Raw genomic sequence first — 24,887 nt, 5'->3', positions numbered from 1 at the left:
GCAGCGGATGACGAGCACGACGACGAACCCCACCGGCCCGCTCGGACTCGAGGGCCCCCTCGGCCTCGACGAGCTCCGCGGCGCCGTCGCCGACGGCCGGGTCGACACGGTCATCGTGGCGTTCACCGACATGCAGGGCCGCCTCGTCGGCAAGCGCGTGTCGGCGCGGCTGTTCCTCGAGGACGTCGCCGAGCACGGCGCCGAGTGCTGCAACTACCTGCTCGCGGTCGACGTCGAGATGAACACCGTCGACGGCTACGCGATCTCGAGCTGGGAGCGCGGCTACGGCGACATGCGCATGGTGCCCGACTTCACCACGCTCCGGATGGCGCCCTGGCTCCCGGGCACCGCGATGGTGACGGCGGACCTCGAATGGCTCGACGGCTCCCCCGTCGAGGAATCCCCCAGGCGCATCCTCCAGCGCCAGGTCGCGCGCCTCGCCGAGCGCGGGCTCGTCCCGTACAGCGGCAACGAGCTCGAGTTCATCGTCTTCGAGGACGACTACCGATCCGCGTGGCGCAGCGGCTACCGCGACCTCACGCCCGCGAGCGACTACAACGTCGACTACGCGCTGCACGCGTCGACGCGCATGGAGCCGCTGCTGCGGGACATCCGGCTCGCCATGGACGGCGCGGGCATGTACACCGAGGGCGTGAAGGGCGAGTGCAATCTCGGCCAGCAGGAGATCGCGTTCCGCTACGCGCCCTCGGTCACCACGTGCGACAACCACTCGATCTACAAGAGCGGCGCGAAGGAGATCGCCGACGCGCACGGCAAGTCGATCACCTTCATGGCGAAGTTCGACCAGCGCGAGGGCAACAGCTGCCACATCCACCTGTCGCTGCGCGGCACCGACGGCGGCGCCGTGTTCGCCGACGACGGTGACCCCGACGGCATGTCGCCGCTGTTCCGCGGGTTCCTGGGCGGCCTCGTCGCGCACCTGCGGTCGCTCACGCTCCTGCTCGCGCCGAACGTCAACTCCTACAAGCGCTACGTCGACGGGAGCTTCGCGCCGACCGCGCTCGCGTGGGGCTTCGACAACCGCACGTGCGCGCTCCGGGTCGTCGGCCACGGCAGCGGCCTGCGCGTCGAGTGCCGCATCCCCGGCGGCGACGTGAACCCGCACCTCGCGACCGCGGCGCTGATCGCCGCGGGCCTCGCCGGCATCGACGAGGGGCTCGAGGCCGGCCCCGCGTTCGTCGGCAACGCGTACCAGTCGGATGCCCCGCGCGTGCCGACGACCCTGCGCGACGCCGCCGCGCTGTTCGAGGCATCCGACCTCGCGCGCGCCGCGTTCGGCGCGGACGTCGTCGCGCACTACCTCAACAACGCCCGGGTCGAGGTCGCCGCCTTCGACGCGGCCGTGACCGACTGGGAGCGGGTCCGTGGCTTCGAACGACTCTGACGTGACGGCGGCACCGGCCGGCGCTGCGCCCGCCGGCGCGCCGCCGCTCATCGGCGTCACGACCTACCTCGAGCCCGCGCGCAGCGGCGTCTGGGACGTCGCCGCGTCGTTCCTGCCCCGCGCGTACCTCGACGCCGTGACCGACGCGGGCGGGGTCGCCGTGCTGCTGCCGCCGCAACCCGTCACGGCCGAGATCGCCCGCGGGGTGGTCGCGTCGCTCGACGGCCTCGTCGTCGCGGGCGGCGCCGACGTGGACCCAGCCCGCTACGGACAGGAGCCGCACCCGCGCACCGGGGCGCCGCGCACCGATCGCGACGCCTGGGAGGACGCGCTGCTCACCGCGGCGATCGACGCCGAACTGCCGTTCCTCGGCATCTGCCGAGGGGCCCAGGTGCTCAACGTGGCGCTCGGCGGCACGCTCGTCCAGCACCTCCCCGACGTCGTCGGGAGCGACCGCTACCAGCCCGCGCCCGCGGTGTTCGGCGAGGGCGTCGTGACGGTCGAGCCGTCGTCGCGGCTCGCGGCCGTCCTCGGCGACGCCCGCGACCCGCTGCCCGTGCACTATTACCACCACCAGGCGCTCGACCGGGTCGCCGACGGCCTCACGGTCACCGCGCGCAGCGAGGACGGCGTCATCGAGGCCGTCGAGCTCGGCTCGGTCCCGTTCGGCCTCGCGGTGCAGTGGCATCCGGAGGCGAATCCCGCCGACCGGCGGCTGTTCGCCGGCCTCGTCGACGCCGCCCGCACGCACCGCACGCACCGCACCAGGAGGACCACCGCGTGAGCCACGCCATCGTCAATCCCGCCGACGAGCGCATCATCGCGACCGTCTCGAACGCGACCCTCGAGGAGGCCGACCTCGCGATCGAACGCGCGGCGACGGCGCAGCGCGGCTGGGCCGCGCTCGCACCGGTGGACCGCGCGCGGCTCCTGCGCCGGTTCGCGGACGCGGTCGACGGCGCGGTCGAGGAGCTCGCCCGCATCGAGGTGCGCAACTCGGGGCATCCGATCTCGCAGGCCCGCTGGGAGGCGGGGCACGTGCGCGACGTGCTCGAGTACTACTCCGCCGCACCCGAGCGGCTGTTCGGGCGGCAGATCCCGGTCGCCGGGGGCCTGGACGTCACGTTCAACGAGCCGCTCGGCGTGGTCGGCGTGATCACGCCGTGGAACTTCCCCATGACGATCGCCTCGTGGGGCTTCGCCCCGGCGCTCGCGGCCGGGAACGCCGTCGTCCTGAAGCCCGCCGAGTGGACGCCGCTCTCGAGCCTGCGGCTCGCCGAGCTCGCGCTCGAGGCGGGCCTGCCCGAGGGCCTCCTCCAGGTCGTGCCCGGCCGCGGCTCGGTCGTCGGCGAACGCTTCGTCACGCACCCGCTCGTGCGCAAGGTCGTCTTCACCGGCTCGACCGAGGTCGGGACCCGGGTGATGAGCGGATGCGCCGAGCAGGTGAAGCGCGTCACGCTCGAGCTCGGCGGCAAGAGCGCCAACATCGTCTTCGCCGACGCCGACCTCGAGCGCGCGGCCGCGACCGCGCCCTCGGGCGTCTTCGAGAACGCGGGCCAGGACTGCTGCGCACGCAGCCGCATCCTGGTCGAGCGCCACGTCTACGAGCGGTTCCTGGAACTCCTCGAGCCCGCCGTCGCCGGCGTGCGCGTCGGCGACCCCGCCGACGAGGCGACCGAGATGGGCCCGCTCGTGTCCGCCGAGCACCGCGAACGCGTCCGCTCGTACGTGCCTGACGACCGCGACGTCGCATTCCGCGGCACCGCGCCCGACGGCCCGGGATTCTGGTTCCCGCCGACCGTCCTCACGCCAGCGCGCGACTCGCGCGCCGCGCGCGAGGAGATCTTCGGCCCGGTCGTCTCGGTGTTCCCGTTCGACGACGAGGCCGACGCGGTCCGGTTCGCGAACGCGACCGAGTACGGCCTGAGCGGGTCGATCTGGACTCGCGACCTCAGCCGCGGCATCCGTGTCGCGCGCGCCGTCGAGAGCGGCAACCTGTCGGTGAACTCGCACTCGTCCGTGCGCTACGCGACGCCGTTCGGCGGCTTCAAGCGCTCGGGCCTCGGCCGCGAGCTCGGACCCGACGCCCCCCTCGCCTTCACCGAGACCAAGAACGTCTTCATCGCCGTCGACTGACGGCCCGATCCGGACAGGAGCACCATGACCGACCCCACCCGCGCCGACCTCACCCAGCGGCTCGCCGGCCGCGTCGCCGTCGTCACCGGCGGCGGCTCCGGCATCGGCCTCGCGACCGCACGGCGGTTCGCCGCCGAGGGCGCGCACGTCGTCATCGGCGATTTCGACCCGGTCGCGGGCGCGGCCGCCGCGGACGCGGTGGGCGGCACGTTCGTCCGGGCCGACGTGACCGACAAGGCGCAGGTCGACGAGCTGTTCGACCGGGCCGCGGCGATCACCGGCACGCTCGACATCGCGTTCAACAACGCGGGCATCTCGCCGCCCGACGACGACTCGATCGAGACGACCGAGCTCCCCGCCTGGGACCGCGTGCAGCAGGTCAACCTGACGAGCGTCTACCTCTGCTCGCGCGCGGCGCTGCGCCACATGGTGCCGCAGCAGCGCGGCTCGATCATCAACACCGCGTCGTTCGTCGCGGTGCTCGGCTCGGCGACGTCGCAGATCTCGTACACCGCGTCCAAGGGCGGCGTGCTCGCCATGAGCCGCGAACTCGGCGTGCAGTTCGCGCGTCAGGGCATCCGGGTCAACGCGCTGTGCCCCGGACCGGTCAACACGCCGCTCCTGCAGGAACTGTTCGCGAAGGACCCCGAGCGCGCGCAGCGCCGGCTCGTCCACGTGCCGGTCGGACGGTTCGCCGAACCCGAGGAGATCGCGGCGGCCGTCGCGTTCCTGGCGAGCGACGACGCGTCGTTCATCACCGGGTCCACGTTCCTCGTCGACGGCGGGATCGGCGCCGCGTACGTGACGCCGCTCTGAGCGGCCGGACGTAGGCTCGGAGCATGGCCGAGGAGCACGAACCCGCGCCGGCCGTCCTGAGCGCCGGCCTCCTCCTCACGCCCGCCAAGCCCGCGAACGCCTACGAGGAGACGATGCAGCGCCTGCTGCAGTCGATCCGCCTCGGACTCATCGCGCCCGGCGAGCGGCTCCCACCGGAGCGAGAGCTCGCCCAGCTCCTCCAGGTGAGCCGGGCGACGCTGCGCGAGGCGCTCGGCTCGCTCGCGGACGCCGGGTGGATCGTCGTGCGCCGCGGCCGGTACGGCGGCGCGTTCGCCGCCGAGGCGTCCGAGGATGTCCCGCGCGCCGCGCCGGGAGCCGTCGACGGCCTCGAGGACCTGCTCGCGCTTCGCGCGGTGCTCGAGGTCGGCGGCGCCGGGCGCGCGGCCGCGAGCGAGCTCAGCGCGACGGATCGGGAACGGCTGTGGCAGGCGTACGAGGACTGCCGATCGGCGACCGCCTCGGGGTACCGCGTGGCCGACTCGCGCCTGCACCTGCTCGTGGCCGAGCTGATCGGGTCGGCGACGCTCGTGCCGCTCGTCGCCGACGTGCGGCTCCGGCTCAACGAACTGCTCGACGGGATCCCGCTGCTCGCGCCGAACATCGCGCACTCGGACGAGCAGCACCGCGCGATCGTCGGCGCGATCCTGCGTGGCAACGCCGAGGAGGCGCGGGCCGCGATGGCCGAGCACCTCGAAGGCACCGAGGCGCTCCTGCGCGGCTTCTACGCGTGAGACGCTCGGGGGACGGCGCCGTCGCGGCGCCGTCCCCCGATCCGCTTCGGCCCCTCACGGGAGGCCGGCGAGCGGCGCTCAGGACCCCGCGAACGGCAGGACCGCGAAGGGCAGGGTCGCGAGTCCGACCGCGATCGCGCCGAGCCCCAGCAGGACCGCGCCTCCGAGCATCACGGCGTTCAGCGCGATGCCCCAGATCGCCATGGTGCGTCGCGCCGGCTCGCGACGCAGCGCGAGGATGCCGAGCACGAGGCCCGCGGCCGGGACCACGAAGGTCGAGCCCGCGAACACCGACACGATGCCCAGCACGAGGCTCGAGATGCTGAACGCGCTCGTCTCGGCCGGCACGGTCGCGGCCGGTGCGGAGACGGGGGCGTGGGTTTCGGTGTACACGTCGGACATGATCGGTTCGCTCCTTCTGGTGGGTACCGTTCCACGGTAGGAACCGGCCGTCCCCACGGGCATGGGGCTATCCCCCGGATCGGCGTGGGGAATCCCTACGCGAAGAGCGCCTCGATCGGGCCGCGCGCGAAGAACACGAGGAACCCGGCGGCGACGATCCACAGCAGCGGGCTGATCTCGCGCGCCTTGCCCGAGAGCGAGCGCACGACCACCCAGCCGACGAAGCCCGCACCGATGCCGTTCGCGATCGAGTACGTGAGCGGCATGACGGTGACCGTCAGGAACACGGGCAGCAGCACCGAGAAGTCCGTCAGGTCGACGTGGCGGATCTGCGCCATCATCATCGCGCCGACGATCACGAGCGCGGCCGCGGCCACCTCGCTCGGCACGATCGACACGAGCGGCGTGAAGAACATCGCGATGAGGAACAGCGCGCCCGTCACGACGTTCGCGAACCCGGTCCGCGCGCCCTCGCCGATGCCCGAACCGGACTCGATGAAGACCGTGTTGGAGGAGCTCGACGTGAACCCGCCCGCGACCGCGCCGATGCCCTCGACGATGAGCGCCGACTTCAGGCGCGGGAAGTCGCCCTTCCGGTCGGCGAGCCCCGCCTCCTCGGACAGGCCCGTCATGGTGCCCATCGCGTCGAAGAAGTTCGTGAAGACGAGCGTGAAGACGAGCATGAGCGCCGCGAGCACGCCGATCCGCTCGAACGAGCCGAACGACACCTGGCCGACGAGGGAGAGATCGGGCAGGCTCACCCACTGGCTCGGCACCTGCGGGACCGACAGGCTCCACCCGCCCGGGTTCACGCCGTCCTCGGTGAACTTCGGCCCGATCTTCAGGATCGCCTCGAGGACCACGGCGAGCACCGTGCCGGAGACGAGGCCGATGAGGATCCCGCCCTTCACCTTCCGCGCGACGAGGATGCCGGTGAGCAGCAGCGTGACGACGAAGACGAGGGTCGGGACGGTCGCGACCGATCCGTCGACGCCGAGGCCGACGGGCGGGCTCGACGTGCCGGTCGACGTCACGAAGCCGGCGTCCACGAGGCCGATGAACGCGATGAACAGGCCGATGCCGACCGTGATCGCGAGCTTCAGCTGGATCGGCACCGCGTTGAAGATGAGCCGACGCAGGCCGGTTGCGGCGAGCAGGACGATGACGAGGCCGTTCACGACCACGAGGCCCATCGCCTCGGGCCAGGTCACCTGGCCGACGACCGAGACCGCGAGGAACGAGTTGATGCCCAGGCCCGCCGCGAAGGCGAACGGCAGCCGGGCGACGAGGCCGAAGAGGATCGTCATGACGCCCGCCGTGAGGCCCGTGACCGCGGAGAGCTGGAGGAAGTCGAGCGTGTTCCCCGCGACATCGGTGCCCGACGACAGGATGATCGGGTTCAGGATGACGATGTACGCCATCGTCACGAAGGTGACGACGCCGCCGCGGATCTCCCCGGTGAGGGTCGACCCGCGCTCGGTGATCCCGAAGTAGCGGTCGAGCGCGTTCCTCGGTGGTGCGGCGACCTCGTCGGTCGTGGGCTCGTCGGTCGGGATCGTGCTGCTCACAGGCTGCCTTTCGGAGGGCGCGATGGCGCGCCGGGTGGTGCGGTCGGCCCGTCGGGTCGGGCCGAGCTCGGTCGGGTCGGGCTCGGTCGGGCCGGGCTCGGTCGGGCCGGGCTCGGTCGCGTCGGGCCCGGGTCAGGCCAGGCCGAGGGCCTTCGCCAGGTGCTCCCCGACGATGAGCCAGATCCCGACGATGACCGAGATCGCGCTCACCGCGAAGCACGCGACGGCCCCGAGGAACGAGACCCGCTTCTGGCCTTCGGTCAGCGGGCTCTTCCGCGCCGCCTTCGCCGCGCGCTTGGCGGCCGCCTTGGCCTCGGCGGGCGTGATGACCGTGATCGCGTCGGTGAACTCCGCGGGCGTGACCACCGGGGTCCGGCCCGAGATGGTGAGCAGGCGGATGCCGAGCGAGTAGGCGCTCACGACGACCGAGGCGCCGATGAGCGCGGCGAGCAGGACGAGCAGGAAGGCGAGCCAGTCGATCATGCCGAGACCTTCCTCTTCGGCTTGGGGTTGCGCTTGATCTTGACCGCGCGGCCCGACGCGGCGACGTCGCTGACCACGTTGTTCGCGGAGACCTCGTTGCGCTGCGACCACACGAAGATCATGACGATCACTGCGACGCCGACGACCGTGTCGATGATCACGCCGATGACGCCGAACTGGGCGACGAGCGCGGCGAGCGCGCCGACCGCGGCCGCGGAGGGCAGCGTGAGCAGCCAGCCGACGCCGATCCGCCCGGCCGTGCGCCAGCGCACCTTCGAGCCGCGCCGGCCGAGGCCCGAGCCGATGACCGAGCCCGAGGCGACCTGCGTCGTCGACAGCGCGAACCCGACGTGGCTCGAGGCGAGGATGGTCGCGGCCGTCGCCGTCTCGGACGCGAAGCCCTGCGCGGGCTTCACGTCGGTCAGGCCCGTGCCGAGCGTCTTGATGATCCGCCAGCCGCCCATGTAGGTGCCGAGCGCGATCGCGATCGCGCAGGTCACGATGACCCAGGTCTGCGGGTCGGTCGAGGTCTGGATGCCGGCCGCGATGAGCGTGAGCGTGATGACGCCCATCGTCTTCTGCGCGTCGTTCGTGCCGTGTGCGAGGGCGACGAGCGACGACGAGAAGATCTGCGCGTGCCGGAACCCGTCGCGCCCGTCCGGCTTGCCGTCGTACCGCCGCGTGATCGCGTAGGCGAGCTTCGTCGCGACGAATGCGACGAGGCCGGCCGTGACGGGTGCGAGCAGCGCGGGCAGGATCACCTTGCTCAGCACGACCGTGAAGTCGATCGCCTGGAAGCCGAACCCGACGAGCGCGGCGCCGATGAGGCCGCCGAACAGGGCGTGGCTCGACGAGGACGGCAGGCCGAGCAGCCACGTGATCATGTTCCACACGATCGCGCCGATGAGGCCGGCGAAGATGAGCTCGGGCGTGATGAGCACGCCCCCGTCGCCCTCCTTGATGATGCCGCCCGAGATGGTCTTGGCCACCTCGGTCGACAGGAACGCGCCGACCAGGTTCAGCACCGCGGCGAGACCGACCGCGACCTTCGGCCGCAGGGCGCCGGTCGCGATGGGCGTGGCCATCGCGTTCGCGGTGTCGTGGAAGCCGTTCGTGAAGTCGAAGAACAACGCCAGTGCGATGACCAGCACGACGATGAGGGTGAGATCCACCGGCGTCTTTCTCTGGGAGACGACGGACGATGTCCGCCGGATGTTCAGGGATCGGCGCTGCGGATTCCGCGCAGCAGCAACCTCGATGATCCTACGCGACGGGGCTGTGCTCGTGCACCACGGTCGCCAGGTCCGGACCGAACACGAAGGTCCTTCGCACCGTTCCCCCAGCAAGCACGCCGGGGAGCCAGCGCGACGCGTCGTCCCACATCTCGTCGAGCGGGACGGCGTCGAGCGGGAACCACGCGGGATCGAGTTCGTCGCTCGGCCCGGGCTCGCCCGCCCACTCGCGGCACACGAACACGCTCGACTCCTGGCTCCACGCCTCGCGGTGCGGGAACAGGTACGTGAGGCGTCCGCGCGCGTCGAGGACGCCGGGATCGATCACGACGCCCGCCTCCTCGAAGGACTCGCGCACCGCGGCATCCACCGCGTCCTCGCCGGGCTCGAGCTTGCCGCCCAGCCCGACCCAGTACCCCGCGCCGAGCCCGTGGCGCTTGCGTCCGAGCAGGACCTCGGTGCGGCCGTCGCGCTCGCGCAGCAGGTAGCAGACGCAGACCTGGGGCAGGGACATCCGTCGTTCCGGACTCAGCCGAACAGGATCCTGGCCTCGTCGTACCGGTCCTGCGGCACGGTGTTCAGGCTGCCGGTCGCCTCCGCGATCGACACCGTCTTGATGTCGGTGCCGCGGAGCGTCACCATGCTGCCCCACGCGCCGTCGTAGACGGCCTCGACGGCGGCCATGCCGAGCCGGGTCGCGAGGACCCGGTCGTACGCCGTCGGCTCGCCGCCGCGCTGGATGTGCCCGAGCACGGTCGCACGCGACTCGATGCCCGTGCGCTCCTCGATGAGCGGCGCGAGGACATCGGCGATGCCGCCGAGCCGGGGCCGGTTGAACGCGTCCATGCCCTTGTGCGAGTGCGCCTCGGTCATGTCCGGGAGCGTGAAGCCCTCGGCGACGACCACGAGCGGCGCACGGCCGCGGTCGCGCACGGACTCGACCCACTCGCAGATCTGCTCGATCGACTGCGGCTGCTCGGGGATGAGGATCGCGTGGGCGCCGCCGGCCATGCCGGAGTGCAGCGCGATCCAGCCGACGTGGCGACCCATGACCTCGAGCACCATGGCGCGCCCGTGCGAGTCGGCGGTCGTGCGGAGGCGGTCGATCGCCTCGGTCGCGATCTGGACGGCGGTGTCGAAGCCGAACGAGTAGTCGGTCGCCTTGAGGTCGTTGTCGATCGTCTTGGGCACGCCGACGACCTTGATGCCGCCCTCGTCGTAGAGTCGGCGCGCCGCGGTCAGGGTGCCTTCGCCGCCGATCGCGACGATGGCGTCGATGCCCTCCTCGTCGAGCATCCGCTGGATGTTCTCGGGTCCGCCGCCCTCGCCCTCGAACGGGTTGGTCCGGCTCGAGCCGAGGATCGTGCCGCCGGTCTTCGCGAGGCCGCGCACGTCGTGCCGGACGAGCGGCATGATGTCGCGCTCGACGACGCCGCGCCAACCCCACCGGAATCCGACGAACTCCGTGTCGTGCGAGATCTTGCCCTTCAGCACCGCGCCGCGGATCACCGCGTTCAGGCCGGGGCAGTCGCCGCCGCTCGTCAGCAGGCCGATCTTCATGTGACTCCTCGTTCGTACAGGCGTGCGTACTGGGCGTTCGCCGGAGCCGCTCCTTCGGGGCGCGAACGCTGGGAGTCTATCGGCACGCCGGGCCCCGTGTCCGCTCGACGCGGTCGGCGGGGCCCGGCGAACCGGTCAGAGCGCGCCGTCGAGCGCCTGCCGCAGCAGGTGCTGGAGGGCGTCGAGCTGCACCGAATCCGCTGATCCGGGCTCGATGTCGCTGCCGTCCAGGGCGCGCGCCGCGAGGCCCTGCTTGGCGTCGATCAGCTCCGCGATGCGCGCGTCGATCGTGTGCGCCGCGATGATCCGCCACGCGGTCACGGGCTCGTCCTGGCCGATCCGGTGCACGCGGTCGATCGCCTGGGTCTGCTCGGCGCTCGTCCAGCTGAGCTCGGCGAGCACGACGTTCGACGCCGCCTGGAGGTTCACGCCGACGCCTGCCGCGGTGAGCGAGCAGACCGCGACGTGCACGTCGGGGTCGGTGTTGAACGCGTCGATCGCGGCCTGCCGGGCGATCGCGGTCTGGTCGCCGCGGATCGACACGGACGTGAGCTCGCGCGCCGCGAACGCGGCCTCGGCCTGGTCCATGACGTCGATGTGCTTGGCGAAGAACACGACCTTGCCCGCCGAGCGCGCGAGCTGCGCCGCGTAGTCCGCCGCGAGGCCGGCCTTGGCCTGGCCGATGCGACGGACCATCGTGAAGACGTTCTCGCCCGACTTCGCGGACTTCGACTCCTCGAGCTCCGCCATGGCGACCGCGCGGACGAACTGGTCGCGGTCGAGCTCGTCGAGGTCGCCGACGCGCAGGCCCCGCGCCTCGACGAGGGTCCGGAAGCGCGTCGCGAGCCGGCGACCGAGTTCGCGCTCGGCAGCGCGGATCGAGCGGCCCAACTCGTCGTCGAGCTCGACGGGGAGGTCGGCGATCCGCTTCTCGGGCAGGTCGGCCGCGACGTCGACCTTGCGCCGGCGCACGATGCCGAGGTCGATGACCGAGCGGCGCGCGGCCGAGTAGAAGCCGTGCTCGGCGGGCGTGAGGCCGTTCTCCTCGAGGGCCGCGAGCAGCGACGACGACGGCTTGTCGCCGGCGATCCAGCCGAGGAACTGCCAGATCGCGCGGAAGTCGTCGACGTCGTTGATGAGCGGCGTGCCCGTGAGCGCGAGCAGCAGCGGGTCGCCGCCCGGCGCCGAGGCGCGCACGCGGTCGGCGAGCGCGAGCACGTTGCGCGAGCGCTGCGACTGCAGGTTCTTGATGAAGTGCGCCTCGTCGACGACCATGCCGCGGAAGCCGAGCGTCGAGAGCCACGCCATGTGCCGGTCGAGGATGTCGTAGTTCACGACCACGACGTCGGCGAAGGCGTCCAGCGTGTCGCCGTCGCCGTGGATGACGGTCGCGCGGCGGTGCGGGGTCCAGCGCTCGACCTCGCGCGCCCAGTTCATCTTGACGACGTTGGGCACGACGGCCAGGAGCGGGTAGGCGTTCGTGACGGATGCCGCGAGCACGGACTGCGCCGTCTTGCCGAGGCCCGGCTCGTCGGCCAGGAGGAAGGCGCGGTGCCCCTCGCGCGCGGCCTCGATGAAGCGCGCCTGGTGGGGCATGAGCTCGAGTCCGCGCGGCGACAACCGGTCGATCGCGGGCGGCTCGGGGAGGTCCATGCTGGCGGCCTGGCCGCCGGAGCCCTGCTCGAACGCCTTGAACAGCGGGCCGAGCAGCTCCCAGTTCGCGAGCCGGCGGGCCGGCACGGCGGCCGGCTGCTGCCGGTCGAAGTCGGGCGCGAGGAACGGGTTCGCGAGCTGGCGGGCGCGCACCGAGGCCGGGATCACCTGGTTCACGGCCGGCGCCTGGATCGGCGCGGGCGCGGGCTCGCGCGTGATGATGAGCTCGTCGGGGCTGAGCTCGGCGCCGGATTCGAGCAGCCAGTCGCGCCGGAATCGCTGCGCGGACGTGGAGACGGACGCGTCGGGCTCGAGCAGCGTGATCAGGCTCGTGTCGCGCGCCGCGGTCTTCGCGAGGATCTGCGCGATGCCGTCGAGCCGCTTCAGGAGCTCCGCGCGGGCGGCGTCGCCCAGCGAGGCATCCGCCTTCACCCGCGCGCGCTCCTCGCGCATGAGCAGTGCGATCACCTGGAACTTCTGCCGGTTCGTGGGTCCGAGCTTGTTCTTCGCCGCCTTCTGCTCGACCTCGCGCACCTTGCGCGCGAGGATCGGGATGATCGGGGCGTCGTCGTCGCGAGAGCGCGTCCGCTGACGCTGCCTCGTCTGGGTCAAGGGGTCCTCCCGTGCCATCGGGTGCCTCCGTCGCCCGCGGGCGTTGCTGCCAGCCGGGCCGGCGGACCCATCCGGGGTCCGTCACGACGGGGCCGTCGAATCCAGGTGGAGACCACCTGCCGAGCAGTGCGCGGTCGGCGCCGCGCCGTCGGACCGAGATCGGATTCGTCGGTCGGAGAGTCATTCTAGCGTCTTCGGCCGGGAATTCGCCGCGACGCGCGCTCAGCCGCCTACGACGTGCACGGCGAAGCTCAACAGGAACCCCCCGGTGACGAGCAGTCCGGTGAGCGCATGATAGGTCTGGAACGCCTCGGGGATCATCGTGTCGCAGATCATCGCGAGGATGGCTCCCGCGGCGAGCGCGGTGATGGCGGCGGTGAGCCCCGGCTGCGCCGTGTCGAGCAGGACGAAGCCCGCGACCGAGGCGAGCGAGCTCGCGAGCGCGATGCCGATCCAGAGGACGAACACGTAGGTCGCCGAGCGCCCCTCCTGCTTGAGGGAGGCCGTGCTCGAGAGGCCCTCGGGCACGTTCGAGATGATGATGGCGACGAGGACCGGGACGCTCACTCCCCCGCCCCCGACCATGCTGAGTCCGAGGACGGCCGACTCGGGGATGCCGTCGAGGAGCGCGCCGAGGGCGATGCCCACTCCCGTGCCCGAGCTCTCGCCGCTCCCGGGCCGGTTGCGCTTGTCGAACCGGTCGAGCAGCTGGTCGGCGACGACGTACACGATGGCGCCGGTCGCGAACCCGAGGACGGTCGGCCAGAGGCCGGCCTCCTCCTCGGCCTCGAGCACGAGGTCGAACGCGAGCGCCGAGATGAGCACGCCCGCGCCGAACGCCATGATGCCCGCCACGACCGGCTTCGGCACCGCGACGAACCAGGCGATCACCGCGCCCAGGACGAGTGCGGCTCCGCCTGCGAGGCCCGCGAGGGCCGCCCCCGTCCATTCCGGCATGAGGCGAGCCTAGGGCCTAGGCTGTGGACATGGACGGTCTCGCAGGGGCGGGCGGAGACGTCGCGCCGACAGACGACATCAGAACCGGCGACTTCACGGTGTCGCAGGACACCGAGTTCGAGGAGGTCGAGGAGGTCGAGTCCGACGACGACCGGCCGCTCGACGACGACCTCGTCGACGACCCGCCGGGCATCGATTCGGAGCGCCGGGTCGACCTCGGCGAGGAGCGCGACGGGGCCGCCGAGGACGACGCGTGAGGATACCCCGTGCGGTATCGGCGTCGCGGCGTATCCTGAGCCGGTGATCGAGGACATCAAGCGCCGCGCGCTGCATCGGACGCGCATCATCGAGGGCCAACTCCGGGCCATCGAGCGGATGATCGACGACGAGGACTACTGCGTCGACATCATCACGCTCTCGCTCGCGGTCCAGAAGTCGCTCGGGTCGCTCAACAAGCTGCTCGTCGAGAACCACCTCCGCACCCATGTCAGCCACCAGTACGAGGAGGGCGGCGACGCCAGGGAGGCGGCGGTCGCCGAACTCCTCCGGCTCTTCGAGCTCTCGAACAACCGGGGCTGAGCGGAGCGGGCGCCTCAGGTCCCGGGCGATGTGGCGGCGAGCCACGCGTCGAGCGAGCTCGGCTGGTCCGTGATGATGCCGTCGACGCCGAGCGCGCTGACCTCGCTCCAGCTCTCCTCCGAGTTGAGGGTGTAGCAGAGCACCGCGAGGCCGGCCTCGTGCGCGAGCGCCACCGCGTTCGGCGCGGCCGTGACGGACTTCGCGGTGGTGCCGAAGCCGATCAGGCCGAACTGCGCCGCGATCGCGCGCGGGTCGGCCGGCAACTCGCGGATGAGCATGATCCGGGGCGTGGAGGGCGAGACCGCCGCGATCGAGGCGAGCGACTCGATGCTGAAGCTCTCGAGCACGACCCGGTCGCGCACGCCCGCCCGCTCGATCAGGCCGAGCACGATCCGCACCTCGTCCGGCGTCCACGAGGCCTTGAGCTCGACGAGCGCTCGGGCCTCCGGGCGCTCGCCGAGGGACGCGAGGAACTCCTCGAGCGTCGGGATGCGCGTGCCGCGGAACGACGCGTCGTATCCGGCGCCGACGTCGAACCCGCGCACCTTCGCGAGGTCGAGGTCGCCGATCCGGCGCGGGTCGCCCGCGACGCGCTCGAGCGTCACGTCGTGGAAGAGCACGGGAACGCCGTCCCTCGTGAGCTGGACGTCGGTCTCGACGTACTCGAGCGTGTCCATCGCGACCTCGAGCGCCGGGATCGTGTTCTCGGGCGCGACCGACCGGTCGCCGCGGTGGCCGACGATGAGCGCCGGATCGCCCGGCGCGCGGAGCTGGCCGAACACGTCGATCGCGAACACGTTCGGCGGGGTCTGGGCGAACACCAGCACGGCGCTGATCGTCGCGGTCGCGACGACGGCCAGGGCCAGGCGGATGCCGAGCGGCGGGCGCTGGACCAGCCCGTGCAGCGCGCCCCGTCCGCGGCGCGGTCGGGCGGACCGATGCGCGGTCGGGTGGGCGGGAAGGTTGCGGCTTCGGGCAGGGGGAAGCGCACCGGGTGCGTGCGTCACGGGTCGGGCCTTTCCACCGGAACGGCCTCCTCGCCGTCACGGTGGATCGACCGTAGCACACGCCGTTACCGTTTCGTTACGAAACCAGCGCACCCCGTTCGGGGGCCCGTCTCACGCTCGGCGCGGGTGCGCTCAGAGGAGGCTCATCGTGTGCCAGACCGTCTTCGTCTCGGTGAGCGCGGTGATCCGTTCGAGCGACGGCGCCGCGGCATCCGGGCCCGGCTCGGGGCGCAGCACGCGCTTCAGCGTGTCCGCGGCCGCGAACTCGAGGTCGACCCACTCGAGGTCGCCCGCGCCGACGAGGTCGAGCGCGTTCACGTCCGCGTGCGACGCGAGCCACGGCGCGATCTCGGCCGGCGACCCCGTGAGGATGTTCACCACGCCCTTGGGCACGTCGCTGGTCGCGAGCACCTCGGCGAGCGTGATCGCCGTCCGCGGGAACCGCTCGCTCGCGATCACCACGACCGAGTTGCCCGAGACGAGCGCCGGCGCGACCGCCGACACCAGCCCGACGAGCGAGGAGTCCTGCGGCGCGACGATCGCGACGACGCCGGTCGGCTCGGGCACCGAGATGTTGAAGTACGGACCCGCCACCGGGTTGGCGTTCCCCGCGACCTGGGCGTACTTGTCGGCCCAGCCCGCGTACCAGACCCAACGGTCGATCGACTCGTCGACCTGCGCGGTCGCGACGGCCCGGGAGACCCCCTCGGCCTCCTCGATCTCGGCTACGAACTGGGCCCGGCGGCCCTCGAGGAGCTCGGCGATCCGGTACAGCACCTGCCCGCGGTTGTACGCGGTCGCACCCGACCATCCGCCGACCGCGCCGCGCGCGGCGAGGACCGCGTCGCGCGCGTCCTTCCTCGATGCGAGCGCGGCGTTCGCCAGGAACGAGCCGTCGACGGCCCGCACCTCGTAGGTCCGGCCGGATTCGCTCCGCGGGAACGCTCCGCCGATGAACAGCTTGTAGGTCTTCGGAACGGCCAGCCGGCTCACTTCGGGGCTCCCTTCCTGGCGGGCTTCGCGGTTCGGGCCGCGCGGCGCGGCGCGCGCTCGGCGGCCGTGACAGCGGGCGGGGCCGAGGCCGCGGACGTGCGGGCCCTCGGCGCGAGGTAGGCGCCGAGGCCGTGGCGACCGCCCTCGCGCCCGTAGCCGGACTCCTTGTACCCGCCGAATGGGCTGGACGGGTCGAACCGATTGAACGTGTTCGCCCAGATCACGCCCGCCCGCAGGCGGTCGGCGACCGCGAGGATCCGGCTGCCCTTGTCGGTCCAGATGCCCGCCGAGAGGCCGTAGGGCGTGTTGTTCGCCTTGGCGATCGCCTCCTGCGGCGTGCGGAAGCTCAGCACGGTGAGCACGGGACCGAAGATCTCCTCGCGGGCGATCAGGTGGCTCGTCTCGACGTTCGTGAAGATCGTCGGCGCGAACCAGAACCCCTCGCTCGGAATCGCGCACTCGGCGGTCCACCGCTCGGCGCCCTCGGCCTCGCCGATGTCGCTCAGCCGCCGGATCCGCTCGAGCTGCTCGAGCGAGTTGATCGCGCCGATGTCGGTGTTCTTGTCGAGCGGATCCCCGAGGCGGAGCGTCGACAGGCGCCGCTTCAGCCGGTCGACGACCTCGTCGTGGATCGACTCCTGCACGAGCAGGCGGCTTCCGGCGCAGCACACGTGCCCCTGGTTGAAGAAGATGCCGTTCACGATGCCGTCGACCGCCTGGTCGATCGGGGCGTCGTCGAACACGATGTTCGCGGCCTTGCCGCCGAGCTCGAGCGTGACGCGCTTGCGGGTCCCCGCGACGGCGCGCGCGATCTCGCGCCCGACCGAGGTCGAACCGGTGAACGCGACCTTGTCGACGTCCGGGTGCCGCACCAGCGCGGCCCCGGTGTCGCCCGCGCCGGTCACGATGTTCACGACGCCCGGCGGCAGGTCGGCCTGCTGGAGGATCTCGGCGAACAGCAGCGCGGTGAGCGGCGTGGTCTCGGCGGGCTTCAGCACGACGGTGTTGCCGGCGGCGAGCGCCGGCGCGATCTTCCACGCGAGCATGAGCAGCGGGAAGTTCCACGGGATCACCTGGCCGGCGACGCCGAGCGCGCGCGGGTCGGCGCCGAGCCCGGCGTGATCGAGCTTGTCGGCCCATCCGGCGTAGTAGAAGAACCAGGCGGCGACGAGCGGCACGTCGACGTCGCGCGATTCCTTGATCGGCTTGCCGTTGTCGAGCGACTCGGCCACGGCGAGCTCGCGGGCCCGCTCCTGGAGGAGCCGCGCGATGCGGAACAGGTACTTGCCGCGGTCGCGGCCGCTCATCCTCGACCAGACGCGATCGTACGCGCGGCGCGCTGCCGCGACGGCGGCGTCGACGTCGGCCTCGTCGGCGGTCGCGATCGTCGCGATCCGCTCCTCGGTCGCGGGCGAGATCGTCTGGAACGGCGTGCCGCGCCCGTCGACGAACTCGCCGTCGATGAACAGGCCGTAGGAGTCGCGGAGCGAGAGGACCGCGCGCGATTCGGGCGCGGGTGCGTAATCGAGGAAGCTCATCTCGGATGCCTCGTCCCTGTCAGTCGATCGTCACGTAGTCGGGGCCGGAGTAGGCGCCGGTGCGCAGCCTGCGGCGCTGGAGCAGCACGTCGTTCAGCAGGCTCGAGGCGCCGAAGCGGAACAGGTGCGGCTGGAGCCAGTCCTCGCCGACCGTCTCGGCGACGGTCACGAGGTACTTGATCGCGTCCTTCGACGTGCGGATGCCGCCCGCGGGCTTCACGCCGATGCGCTGGCCCGTGAGCGACTGCCAGTCGCGGACCACCTGGAGCATGAGGAGCGTGACCGGCAGGGTCGCAGCCGGCTGCACCTTGCCCGTCGACGTCTTGATGAAGTCGCCGCCCGCGAGGATCGCGAGCCACGACGCGCGCCGCACGTTGTCGTAGGTGCGCAGCTCGCCGGTCTCGAGGATCACCTTGAGGCTCGCGCTCGAGCCGTCCGGGCGTCTGCACGCCTCCTTCACCGCGGCGATCTGGTCGAACACCAGGCCGTATCGGCCCGCGAGGAACGCGCCGCGGTCGATGACCATGTCGATCTCGTCCGCGCCGTTCTGCACCGCCTGGGCGGTGTCGGCGAGCTTGATCTCGAGCGACGAGCGCCCGGACGGGAACGCGGTCGCGACCGCCGCGACCGCGACGCCGCCGTCGTCGGGGTCTCCGTGCGCGGCGCCGAGCGCCGCGACGGCGATCGGGACCATGTCGCCGTAGACGCACACCGCCGCCGTGCGCGGCGTGGTGCGGTCGTCGGAATCGGGCGTCAGCGCCTTCGCGACGAGCGAGCGGACCTTGCCGGGCGTGTCGGCGCCCTCGAGGGTCGTGAGGTCGATGAGCGAGACGACCTTGTCGAGCGCCCAGGCCTTGGAGGCCGCCTTGATCGAGCGGGTGCCGAGGTCGGCCGCCCGCTGCTCGAGGCCGACGGCGTCGACGCCGGGGATCCCGTGGAGGTAGCGCCGGAGGGTCGCGTCATCGGGATGTCCGCCGAGGACGGCGATGGCGCGCTCGTGTGCGGTGACGAGGGAGGTGCCGGACATGTCGTGGACCTGATTCCTGTCTCGTGGGGGTGCGGATGCCGACGGATCAGCCGTCGAGCAGGTGCAACGCCGTCGCCTCGTCGGTGACGAGGACGCTGCAGAGGCCGCTGCGGACGACCGCGTCGGCGACGGCGTGCTTGGTGGGTCCGGCGATCACGGCGATCGCGAGCTCCGCGGAACGGAGTTCGTCGAGCGGGAGCCCGACCGTGCGGGCGTCGAGTGCGGGATCGACGATGTTGCCGTCGGCGTCGATGTACCGGCCGACGACGTCGCCGACCGCGCCCTTCTCGACGAGGAGGTCGACGTCGGCCGCGGTCAGGTAGCCGCTCTCGACGTGCACCGAGGTGTGGTCCGCCGCGCCGGCGCTGAACAGGTAGGCCTCGGCCGAGCGGGCGAGGTCGAGCACGCCGGCGACGACGCGGTCCGCCTCGATCGCCTCCTTCGTGGCCAGTCGCTCCAGGATCGCGGGGCTCGGCAGGAGCGTGGCGGACCCGCCGGCCTTCTGGGCGATGCCGACGGCCGTGGCCGCCGCGGTGCCCGGGCGGCGGTTGAGGCTCACGCCGCCGTTGATCTGCACGACGTTCACGCCGGTCGCCCAGCCGCTGCGGAGGTGCTGCGAGAGGTCGAAGAGCGTGCGTCCCCAGCTCACGCCGAGCGTGCGCGGGACTGGACGGAGCGCGGTGAGGTAGTCGGCCGCGGCCTGCGCGGTGCGGGACTGCAGTTCCTCGGCCGAGGTCACGCCGGACGAGGACACGACGATCGCGTCGCGAAGGCTGCGTTCCTCGCGGAGGCGACGCTCGATCGGCAGTCGTCGTGCGCGCGGGTGGAGGATCTCGATCCGGATGAATCCGCGCTGCTTCGCCTGTGCGAGGAGCCGGCCGACCTTCCAGCGGGTGAGCCGGAGCGCCTGCCCGATCTCGTCCTGCGTCTTGTTCTCCTCGTAGTAGAGCTCCGCAGCCCGGATCGAGAGCAGTTCGTCGACCTCGTCCATGAGTCTCCTTCCCGCACGCCCAGGGACCCAGCGTAGGCTCGGCCGCGCGCGCACGGCAACAGTCGTAGCGATTCCTGCTCAGATGAGCAGCGGGCCGCCACTCGGCACGCTCCTATGCTGTTGCCATGTCCTCCCCCCTCGCGCTCGCCGTGGACTTCGGCGGCACCAAGGTCGAAGCCGCCCTCGTCGACGCGACGGGCGGGATCACGGCCGGTTCCCGGCACCGACGGCCCACCGGCGCGACCTCGACCGCGGACGCGTTGGATGCCTCGGTCGCCGACGCGATCCGCGCCGCGCTCGATGCGCTCCCCGAGGGCGCGGACCTCGCCGGCGTCGGCATCGGCTCGGCGGGCCCGATCGACATCGTGGCCGGGACCGCGTCGCCGCTCAACGTCCCCGCGTGGCGGGGGCATCCGCTCGTCGACCGCGTGCGCGCGCTCGTGCCCGGCGTCCCCGTGGCCTTCGCGATCGACGGCCTGTGCATCGCCGTCGCCGAGCACTGGGTCGGCGCCGGCCGCGACGCGTCGAACCTGCTCGGCATGGTCGTCTCGACCGGGGTGGGCGGCGGCCTGGTCCTCGGCGGGCGCGGCGCGCCCAGCCCGACCGGCAACGGCGGCCACATCGGCCACATCGAGGTCGGGGGCTTCGACGACGCGTGCGCGTGCGGCGGCCGCGGCTGCCTCGAGGCGGTCGCGAGCGGTCCGCGCACGGTGGCCTGGGCGCGCACGCAGGGCTTCACGGGCACAACCGGCGAGGACCTCGCCGTCGCACACGCGGCCGGCGACCCGATCGCGATCGCCGCGGTCGAGCGCGCGGGCACCGCGGTGGGGCGCGCGGTCGCCTCCGCAGCGAACCTGCTCGACCTCGACGTCGCGGCGGTCGGCGGCGGCTTCTCGCGGGTCTCCCCCGCGCTGCTCGAGCACGCGCGCGCCGCGGTCGCCGAGCACACCGCGTTCGACTTCGTGCGCCGCGTGCGCATCGTGCCGTCCGGCCTCGGCGACGAGGGGCCGCTCATCGGCGCCGCGGCGCTCGTGCACCGCCCGGACCTGTTCTCCTGACGCGGACCGCTCGCCCGGCGGGGCCCGGTCCTCGGCGGGCCCGGTCCTCGGCGGGTTCGACCCGCGTCGGGCTCACGCCGCCGGACGGCCGTCCTCGAGGAACCGCGGGCGCGACGCCGCCGCACCGGCGAACGCGAGCGGCACGGAGGTCGCCAGCAGCACGAGGAGCGGCACGGTCCAGCCGTCGGTCGCTCCGTGCAGCACGCCGATCAGCAGCGGGAACACCGCCGCGATGAGGTAGCCGACGGACTGCACGAACCCGCTGAGCACCACCGCGCCCGCGTGCGTGCGCGTGCGCAGGTTGATGAGCACGAGCGCGAGCGGGAAGGTGAGCGGGCCGAGCCCGGCGAACGCGACCCAGAGCCAGGTCGCGGTCCCGGGGGCCAGCAGGAGGCCGAGGTCGCCGACGACGAAGCACGCGATGCCGATGCCCGTGAGCAGTCCGATCCGGCCGGTCCGTGCCGCGACGATCGGCACGATGATCCCGGCGGGCGCGCCGACGCCGGCGTAGAGCGCGAGCAGCGCGCCGTTCGCCGCCGCGCCGGTCCCCGCGGTCTCGGCCAGCAGTTCCGGGAGCCACGCGAACAGCGTGTAGACGTTCAGCGCCGACACCGCGAGCATCGTGGCGATCCACCACGCCAACGGCGATGCGAACGCGTGACGCAGCCCGACCGGGTCGACCCGGTCGCCGACGTCGCCCGCGACCGAGCCCGCGGACGCGTCGCCGGTCGACGGGCCGACCGACGGGCCGACCGGCCCGTCGCCCGGATGCGGCTCGGCGCGCCGCCTCGACCGCGCCAGCAGTGCGATCCACGGCACGAGCGCCGCGATGACGACCCCGGCCCACAACCCGAGCGAGACCCGCCAGCCCGCCGCCCCCGCGACCGGCACCGCCACGAGCGGCGGGACGAGCGTCGAGACCGCGAGGATCGCGACGTACACGGACGTCATGAGCCCGACCCGATCAGGGAAGTACCGCTTCACCAGCGGCGGCAGCAGCGCGTTGCCGATCCCGATCGACGCGAACGCGACCGCGCTCGTCGCGACGAGCACCCACGGTTCCGTTGCGATCCCGCGTCCCGCGAGCCCCAGCGCGAGCGCCACGAGCGCGAGCACGGCGGATGCCTCGAGCCCGACCCGGTTCGCCAGCACCGGGGTGAGCAGCGCGAACGCCGCGAAGCTGAGCGGCGCGAGCATGCCGAGCAGGCCGACGGTCGTCGGGCCGAGCGGGACATCCGCCTGCACCTCGTGCAGGATCGGCGACAGCGAGGCGACGGCGGTGCGCAGGTTCGCGGCGAGCAGCACGATGGCGGCGATCGCGAGCACTCGACCGGCCAGGAGCGGCCGGCGCGATGCGCCCTCGGTCATGCCGCCGCGGTCATGCCAGCAGGTCCCTGGCGACCCGGACGTCGTCGCCGATGCGCTCGATCAGCTCGTCGATGTCCGCGAAGGCGACCATGCCGCGGATCCGCTCGGCGAACTCCACGTCCACCACGTGGTCGTAGAGGTCGAGCTCGCGATCGAGCACGTACGCCTCGACCTGCTTCTGCGCTACGCCCTCGAAGGTCGGGTTGTCGCCGACCGAGATCGCGGCGGGATACCTCGCGCCCGCATCGGTGAGCCAGCCGGCGTACACGCCGTCGGCCGGGATCAGGCCCTCGGAGGACGGTGACAGGTTCGCCGTCGGGAAGCCGAGCTCGCGACCGCGCGCGGCGCCGTGCACCACGAGCCCGGAGACGGTCGGCGCGTGGCCGAGCAGTTCCGTCGCCCGCGCCACGTCGCCGTCGGCGAGGAGCTCGCGGATCCAGGTCGACGAGACCCGGCGGCCGTCGACCGGGCGCACGTCGTCGATGACCTCGACGGCGAACCCGAGCTCGGTGCCCAGCTGCTCCAGGAGCCCGACGTCGCCGGCGCCGCGCGCGCCGTAGCGGAAGTCGGACCCGACGAGGACCGTCCGCGCGTGGAGCCCGTCGACGAGCACGCGCCGCACGAACACCTCGGGCTCGAGCGAGGCGAGCGCGCGGTCGAACTCGAGCACGAGCGTGGCGTCGACGCCCGTCGAGGCGAGCAGGTTCAGCTTCTGCCGGACGCTCACGAGCGAATCCGGGCACTTCTCGGGCGCGAGCAGCGCGAGCGGATTGCGGTCGAACGTGACGACCGCGGCCTGCAGGCCGTCGCGCTCGGCGTGCGCGCGCAGGCGCGCGATCACCGCACGGTGCCCGAGATGGACGCCGTCGAACTTGCCGATGGTGACGACCGACGGGCCGAACCCGGCCGGGACGGCGTCGATCCCCGCGAAGGTCCTCACGCCTCGTCGCCCTCGACCGGGTGCTTCGCCAGCCACCACATGCCGAGCACCGGCAGGACGAGCGGCACGAACACGTAGCCGCGGCCGAACCACGACCACACGGTGTCGTGCGGGAACAGCTCGGGCATCACGACGCTCAGCGTGCCGACCACCAGGACGCCCGTGAACTCGAAGACGATCGTGGCCCACGCGATCCGGTACCAGGTCCGCCCGCGCGCGACGAGCGCGATCGTGGCGAGCACGTACACGGCCGCCGCGAGCGCGGAGAGCGCGTAGGCCACCGGCGCCTCGTCGAACTTCTGCACGATCTGCACGAACGAGCGGCCGAGCGCCGCGAGCGCGAGCACGCCGTAGACGGCGACGAGCACGCGGCCCACGCCGCTCATCCGGCCGCGACGGACGGGAGCGTCGGCGGGCGTGGCATCCGGGGTCGTCGCGGGCGTCGCCTGCGCGGTCGATCGCGCGGCGGATTCGGCGGTGGGTTCGACAGACATGACCCTCGATTCTCTCAGACGTGCGCTCACGCGAGCTGCACCGTCCAGATCTGCTGCATCCGGTACACCATGACCGCGACCGCGAGCGCGGCGACGCCGAGCACGACGGTGGACCAGCGGTTGCGCTCGAGCAGCGCCCAGAACCCGGCCGCGACGGGCAGCAGCACCGCGGAGACCAGGTACACCCAGAACTCGAGCAGGCTGCCCGTCGGCGGGTTGCCGACGAGCGGAGCGGCGATCGCGATCACGACCTGGACGAGCAGCAGCGCTTCGACGAGCGCGAGCGACCCGAGGCTCAGGTCGCTCGGGATGCGCCCCGCGAGGCCGAGCCCGAGGCAGAGCACGCCCGAGGCCGTCGCGACCGCGACCAGCACCCAGGTGAACCACTCGATCACGCGCTCGCCTCCGGCGGGAACCCGGTGACGACCTTCAGCGTGCCGCCGCGGAGCTCGACGATCGCCACGAGCCGCCCGGCCGGGTCGACGGCGGCGGCCGCTCCGGTGAACGCCTCGACGTCGGCCGGCGGTGCGACCCGCTTGCCGTGGCCGAGGTCCCGCGCGCCGTCGTCGGTCACCGGGACGACGGGCAGGGCGAGCGCGGCCGCGGCCGCGGCCGGCAGCAGGGCGGATGCCACGTCGAGGTCCTCGAGCGTCGGGGCATCCGCGACCGCGAACCTGCCCACCCGCGTCCGCCGGAGCGCCGTCAGGTGACCGCCCGTGCCGAGCGCGAAGCCGAGGTCGCGCGCGAGCGCGCGCACGTACGTGCCCGACGAGCACTCGACGCGCACGTCGAGGTCGAGGAATCCGTCGCCGTGTCGGGCGTCGAGCAGGTCGAACGCGGCCACGCGCACGCGACGCGCGGCCAGTTCGACGGCCTCGCCGCTGCGGACCCGGTCGTACGCCCGGCGCCCGTCGACCTTCACCGCGCTGACCGCGCTCGGCACCTGGTCGATCTCGCCCGTGAGGGCGGACATCGCGTCGGCGACCGAATCGTCGGCGATCGCGGCGACGACGTCGGGCGCGGACGCGTCGAGCGCGTCGCCTTCGGCGTCGTCGGTCGTCGTGCCCCAGCCGAGCCGGATCGTGGCCAGGTACTCCTTGTCGAGGCCGACGAGGTGGTGCAGGAGCCGGGTCGCGTGGTTCACGCCGATGAGGAGGAGCCCGGTCGCCATCGGGTCGAGCGTGCCGGCGTGGCCGACCTTCCGAGTGCCCGCGAGGCGGCGCACGCGTGCGACGACGTCGTGACTGGTGATCCCCTTCGGCTTGTCCACGAGGAGGATGCCGCTGTTCACGGGCTACAGGCTAACAGTCGCGCGA

At 72.7% G+C, this 24,887-nt stretch carries 26 protein-coding genes; 8 read left to right on the top strand and 18 right to left on the bottom strand.

Translation table 11 applies throughout. The annotated features are described in order from the left end of the window. The first annotated feature begins 7 nt into the window (after window positions 1-7). The 5 genes from ACDF64_RS11915 to ACDF64_RS11895 are packed head-to-tail and all read left to right on the top strand — an operon-like array spanning window position 8 to window position 5,109. Entirely contained in the window at window positions 8-1,405 is a 1,398-nt protein-coding gene (locus ACDF64_RS11915; RefSeq protein WP_394551551.1) for a glutamine synthetase family protein, read from the top strand. After that, window positions 1,386-2,189 (top strand): gamma-glutamyl-gamma-aminobutyrate hydrolase family protein, encoded by an 804-nt coding sequence (locus tag ACDF64_RS11910; RefSeq protein ID WP_394551549.1) that lies wholly within the window; start codon window positions 1,386-1,388, stop codon window positions 2,187-2,189. The genes ACDF64_RS11915 and ACDF64_RS11910 overlap by 20 nt, the downstream gene beginning before the upstream one ends. Next, entirely contained in the window at window positions 2,186-3,541 is a 1,356-nt protein-coding gene (locus ACDF64_RS11905) for an aldehyde dehydrogenase family protein (protein WP_394551547.1), read from the top strand. The genes ACDF64_RS11910 and ACDF64_RS11905 overlap by 4 nt, the downstream gene beginning before the upstream one ends. A gap of 24 nt (window positions 3,542-3,565) precedes the next feature. Beyond that, window positions 3,566-4,357 (top strand): 3-oxoacyl-ACP reductase, encoded by a 792-nt coding sequence (locus ACDF64_RS11900; RefSeq protein ID WP_394551545.1) that lies wholly within the window; start codon window positions 3,566-3,568, stop codon window positions 4,355-4,357. Between the two features lie 23 nt (window positions 4,358-4,380). After that, window positions 4,381-5,109, top strand: coding sequence for a FadR/GntR family transcriptional regulator (locus ACDF64_RS11895; protein ID WP_394551543.1), 729 nt, complete (start codon window positions 4,381-4,383; stop codon window positions 5,107-5,109). A gap of 78 nt (window positions 5,110-5,187) precedes the next feature. Here the strand turns inward: ACDF64_RS11895 and ACDF64_RS11890 are convergent, their stop codons facing one another. The 8 genes from ACDF64_RS11890 to ACDF64_RS11855 all read right to left on the bottom strand — a co-directional run bounded on the left by ACDF64_RS11890 (window position 5,188) and on the right by ACDF64_RS11855 (window position 13,576). After that, window positions 5,188-5,511: a hypothetical protein gene (locus ACDF64_RS11890; RefSeq protein WP_394551542.1), complete on the bottom strand. Its 324-nt coding sequence runs from the start codon at window positions 5,509-5,511 to the stop codon at window positions 5,188-5,190. A gap of 95 nt (window positions 5,512-5,606) precedes the next feature. Then, complete coding sequence (locus ACDF64_RS11885; RefSeq protein WP_394551540.1) at window positions 5,607-7,079, bottom strand: NCS2 family permease; 1,473 nt, start codon at window positions 7,077-7,079, stop codon at window positions 5,607-5,609. Between the two features lie 132 nt (window positions 7,080-7,211). After that, window positions 7,212-7,562: a peptidase gene (locus tag ACDF64_RS11880; protein WP_394551539.1), complete on the bottom strand. Its 351-nt coding sequence runs from the start codon at window positions 7,560-7,562 to the stop codon at window positions 7,212-7,214. Further along, window positions 7,559-8,734, bottom strand: a complete 1,176-nt coding sequence (locus ACDF64_RS11875) for an inorganic phosphate transporter (RefSeq protein WP_394551537.1) — start codon at window positions 8,732-8,734, stop codon at window positions 7,559-7,561. The genes ACDF64_RS11880 and ACDF64_RS11875 overlap by 4 nt, the downstream gene beginning before the upstream one ends. Window positions 8,735-8,825: 91 nt before the next feature. Beyond that, window positions 8,826-9,308 carry an 8-oxo-dGTP diphosphatase gene (locus tag ACDF64_RS11870; RefSeq protein WP_394551535.1) on the bottom strand — a complete coding sequence of 161 codons (483 nt, stop codon included), beginning with the start codon at window positions 9,306-9,308 and terminating at the stop codon, window positions 8,826-8,828. Between the two features lie 14 nt (window positions 9,309-9,322). Further along, entirely contained in the window at window positions 9,323-10,354 is a 1,032-nt protein-coding gene (locus ACDF64_RS11865) for a 6-phosphofructokinase (protein WP_394551533.1), read from the bottom strand. A gap of 135 nt (window positions 10,355-10,489) precedes the next feature. Then, window positions 10,490-12,637 carry a DEAD/DEAH box helicase gene (locus tag ACDF64_RS11860; RefSeq protein WP_394551531.1) on the bottom strand — a complete coding sequence of 716 codons (2,148 nt, stop codon included), beginning with the start codon at window positions 12,635-12,637 and terminating at the stop codon, window positions 10,490-10,492. Between the two features lie 204 nt (window positions 12,638-12,841). Continuing rightward, window positions 12,842-13,576, bottom strand: a complete 735-nt coding sequence (locus tag ACDF64_RS11855; protein ID WP_394551529.1) for a ZIP family metal transporter — start codon at window positions 13,574-13,576, stop codon at window positions 12,842-12,844. A gap of 29 nt (window positions 13,577-13,605) precedes the next feature. Between ACDF64_RS11855 and ACDF64_RS11850 the strand changes: the two genes are divergently transcribed. Continuing rightward, window positions 13,606-13,833, top strand: coding sequence for a hypothetical protein (locus tag ACDF64_RS11850; RefSeq protein ID WP_394551527.1), 228 nt, complete (start codon window positions 13,606-13,608; stop codon window positions 13,831-13,833). A gap of 43 nt (window positions 13,834-13,876) precedes the next feature. Further along, the gene (locus tag ACDF64_RS11845) at window positions 13,877-14,155 is read left to right on the top strand and encodes a metal-sensitive transcriptional regulator (RefSeq protein WP_394551525.1); all 279 of its coding nucleotides are present in this window, start codon (window positions 13,877-13,879) and stop codon (window positions 14,153-14,155) included. 14 nt (window positions 14,156-14,169) lie between these two features. Here ACDF64_RS11845 and ACDF64_RS11840 read toward each other — a convergent pair whose 3' ends face one another. The 5 genes from ACDF64_RS11840 to ACDF64_RS11820 form a co-directional block, all read right to left on the bottom strand. Continuing rightward, complete coding sequence (locus tag ACDF64_RS11840; RefSeq protein ID WP_394551523.1) at window positions 14,170-15,162, bottom strand: glycerophosphodiester phosphodiesterase; 993 nt, start codon at window positions 15,160-15,162, stop codon at window positions 14,170-14,172. A gap of 132 nt (window positions 15,163-15,294) precedes the next feature. Beyond that, complete coding sequence (locus tag ACDF64_RS11835) at window positions 15,295-16,155, bottom strand: aldehyde dehydrogenase family protein (RefSeq protein WP_394551521.1); 861 nt, start codon at window positions 16,153-16,155, stop codon at window positions 15,295-15,297. Next, entirely contained in the window at window positions 16,152-17,693 is a 1,542-nt protein-coding gene (locus ACDF64_RS11830) for an aldehyde dehydrogenase family protein (RefSeq protein ID WP_394551519.1), read from the bottom strand. The genes ACDF64_RS11835 and ACDF64_RS11830 overlap by 4 nt, the downstream gene beginning before the upstream one ends. Before the next feature lie 19 nt (window positions 17,694-17,712). After that, a complete protein-coding gene (gene deoC / locus ACDF64_RS11825; RefSeq protein ID WP_394551517.1) occupies window positions 17,713-18,720 on the bottom strand; it encodes a deoxyribose-phosphate aldolase in 1,008 nt (335 codons plus the stop codon). A gap of 46 nt (window positions 18,721-18,766) precedes the next feature. After that, a complete protein-coding gene (locus tag ACDF64_RS11820) occupies window positions 18,767-19,711 on the bottom strand; it encodes a sugar-binding transcriptional regulator (protein ID WP_394551516.1) in 945 nt (314 codons plus the stop codon). A 125-nt stretch (window positions 19,712-19,836) separates the two neighbouring features. On the opposite strand from ACDF64_RS11820, the gene ACDF64_RS11815 reads away from it, so the two are divergent. Beyond that, the gene (locus ACDF64_RS11815) at window positions 19,837-20,769 is read left to right on the top strand and encodes an ROK family protein (RefSeq protein WP_394551514.1); all 933 of its coding nucleotides are present in this window, start codon (window positions 19,837-19,839) and stop codon (window positions 20,767-20,769) included. A 72-nt stretch (window positions 20,770-20,841) separates the two neighbouring features. On the opposite strand, the gene ACDF64_RS11810 is transcribed toward ACDF64_RS11815, so the two are convergent. From ACDF64_RS11810 to truB, 5 genes are all read right to left on the bottom strand, one after another. Next, entirely contained in the window at window positions 20,842-22,137 is a 1,296-nt protein-coding gene (locus tag ACDF64_RS11810; RefSeq protein ID WP_394551512.1) for an MFS transporter, read from the bottom strand. Window positions 22,138-22,147: 10 nt separating this feature from the next. Continuing rightward, window positions 22,148-23,077 carry a bifunctional riboflavin kinase/FAD synthetase gene (locus ACDF64_RS11805; RefSeq protein ID WP_394551510.1) on the bottom strand — a complete coding sequence of 310 codons (930 nt, stop codon included), beginning with the start codon at window positions 23,075-23,077 and terminating at the stop codon, window positions 22,148-22,150. Continuing rightward, the gene (locus ACDF64_RS11800; RefSeq protein WP_394555133.1) at window positions 23,074-23,463 is read right to left on the bottom strand and encodes a hypothetical protein; all 390 of its coding nucleotides are present in this window, start codon (window positions 23,461-23,463) and stop codon (window positions 23,074-23,076) included. The genes ACDF64_RS11805 and ACDF64_RS11800 overlap by 4 nt, the downstream gene beginning before the upstream one ends. Before the next feature lie 134 nt (window positions 23,464-23,597). Further along, a complete protein-coding gene (locus ACDF64_RS11795) occupies window positions 23,598-23,966 on the bottom strand; it encodes a hypothetical protein (RefSeq protein ID WP_394551508.1) in 369 nt (122 codons plus the stop codon). Beyond that, entirely contained in the window at window positions 23,963-24,862 is a 900-nt protein-coding gene (gene truB / locus ACDF64_RS11790) for a tRNA pseudouridine(55) synthase TruB (RefSeq protein ID WP_394551506.1), read from the bottom strand. Before truB ends, ACDF64_RS11795 begins: the two co-directional genes overlap by 4 nt. Between the last annotated feature and the right edge of the window lie 25 nt (window positions 24,863-24,887).

Origin of the sequence: Agromyces sp. MMS24-JH15 (assembly GCF_043518605.1) — a bacterium.
Lineage (GTDB): Bacteria > Actinomycetota > Actinomycetes > Actinomycetales > Microbacteriaceae > Agromyces.
Note: the sequence above shows the minus strand (reverse complement) of the source record. Positions and strands in the feature narration are given on the sequence as shown.

Bases quoted from the DNA above. Each gene is read 5' to 3' on its own strand.
- ACDF64_RS11915 (WP_394551551.1), top strand. From the start codon at position 8: ATGACGAGCACGACGACGAACCCCACCGGCCCGCTCGGACTCGAGGGC.
- ACDF64_RS11900 (WP_394551545.1), top strand. From the start codon at position 3,566: ATGACCGACCCCACCCGCGCCGACCTCACCCAGCGGCTCGCCGGCCGC.
- ACDF64_RS11895 (WP_394551543.1), top strand. From the start codon at position 4,381: ATGGCCGAGGAGCACGAACCCGCGCCGGCCGTCCTGAGCGCCGGCCTC.
- ACDF64_RS11890 (WP_394551542.1), bottom strand. From the start codon at position 5,511: ATGTCCGACGTGTACACCGAAACCCACGCCCCCGTCTCCGCACCGGCC.
- ACDF64_RS11880 (WP_394551539.1), bottom strand. From the start codon at position 7,562: ATGATCGACTGGCTCGCCTTCCTGCTCGTCCTGCTCGCCGCGCTCATC.
- ACDF64_RS11870 (WP_394551535.1), bottom strand. From the start codon at position 9,308: ATGTCCCTGCCCCAGGTCTGCGTCTGCTACCTGCTGCGCGAGCGCGAC.
- ACDF64_RS11865 (WP_394551533.1), bottom strand. From the start codon at position 10,354: ATGAAGATCGGCCTGCTGACGAGCGGCGGCGACTGCCCCGGCCTGAAC.
- ACDF64_RS11860 (WP_394551531.1), bottom strand. From the start codon at position 12,637: ATGGCACGGGAGGACCCCTTGACCCAGACGAGGCAGCGTCAGCGGACG.
- ACDF64_RS11855 (WP_394551529.1), bottom strand. From the start codon at position 13,576: ATGCCGGAATGGACGGGGGCGGCCCTCGCGGGCCTCGCAGGCGGAGCC.
- ACDF64_RS11850 (WP_394551527.1), top strand. From the start codon at position 13,606: ATGGACGGTCTCGCAGGGGCGGGCGGAGACGTCGCGCCGACAGACGAC.
- ACDF64_RS11830 (WP_394551519.1), bottom strand. From the start codon at position 17,693: ATGAGCTTCCTCGATTACGCACCCGCGCCCGAATCGCGCGCGGTCCTC.
- deoC (WP_394551517.1), bottom strand. From the start codon at position 18,720: ATGTCCGGCACCTCCCTCGTCACCGCACACGAGCGCGCCATCGCCGTC.
- ACDF64_RS11820 (WP_394551516.1), bottom strand. From the start codon at position 19,711: ATGGACGAGGTCGACGAACTGCTCTCGATCCGGGCTGCGGAGCTCTAC.
- ACDF64_RS11815 (WP_394551514.1), top strand. From the start codon at position 19,837: ATGTCCTCCCCCCTCGCGCTCGCCGTGGACTTCGGCGGCACCAAGGTC.
- ACDF64_RS11810 (WP_394551512.1), bottom strand. From the start codon at position 22,137: ATGACCGAGGGCGCATCGCGCCGGCCGCTCCTGGCCGGTCGAGTGCTC.
- ACDF64_RS11800 (WP_394555133.1), bottom strand. From the start codon at position 23,463: ATGAGCGGCGTGGGCCGCGTGCTCGTCGCCGTCTACGGCGTGCTCGCG.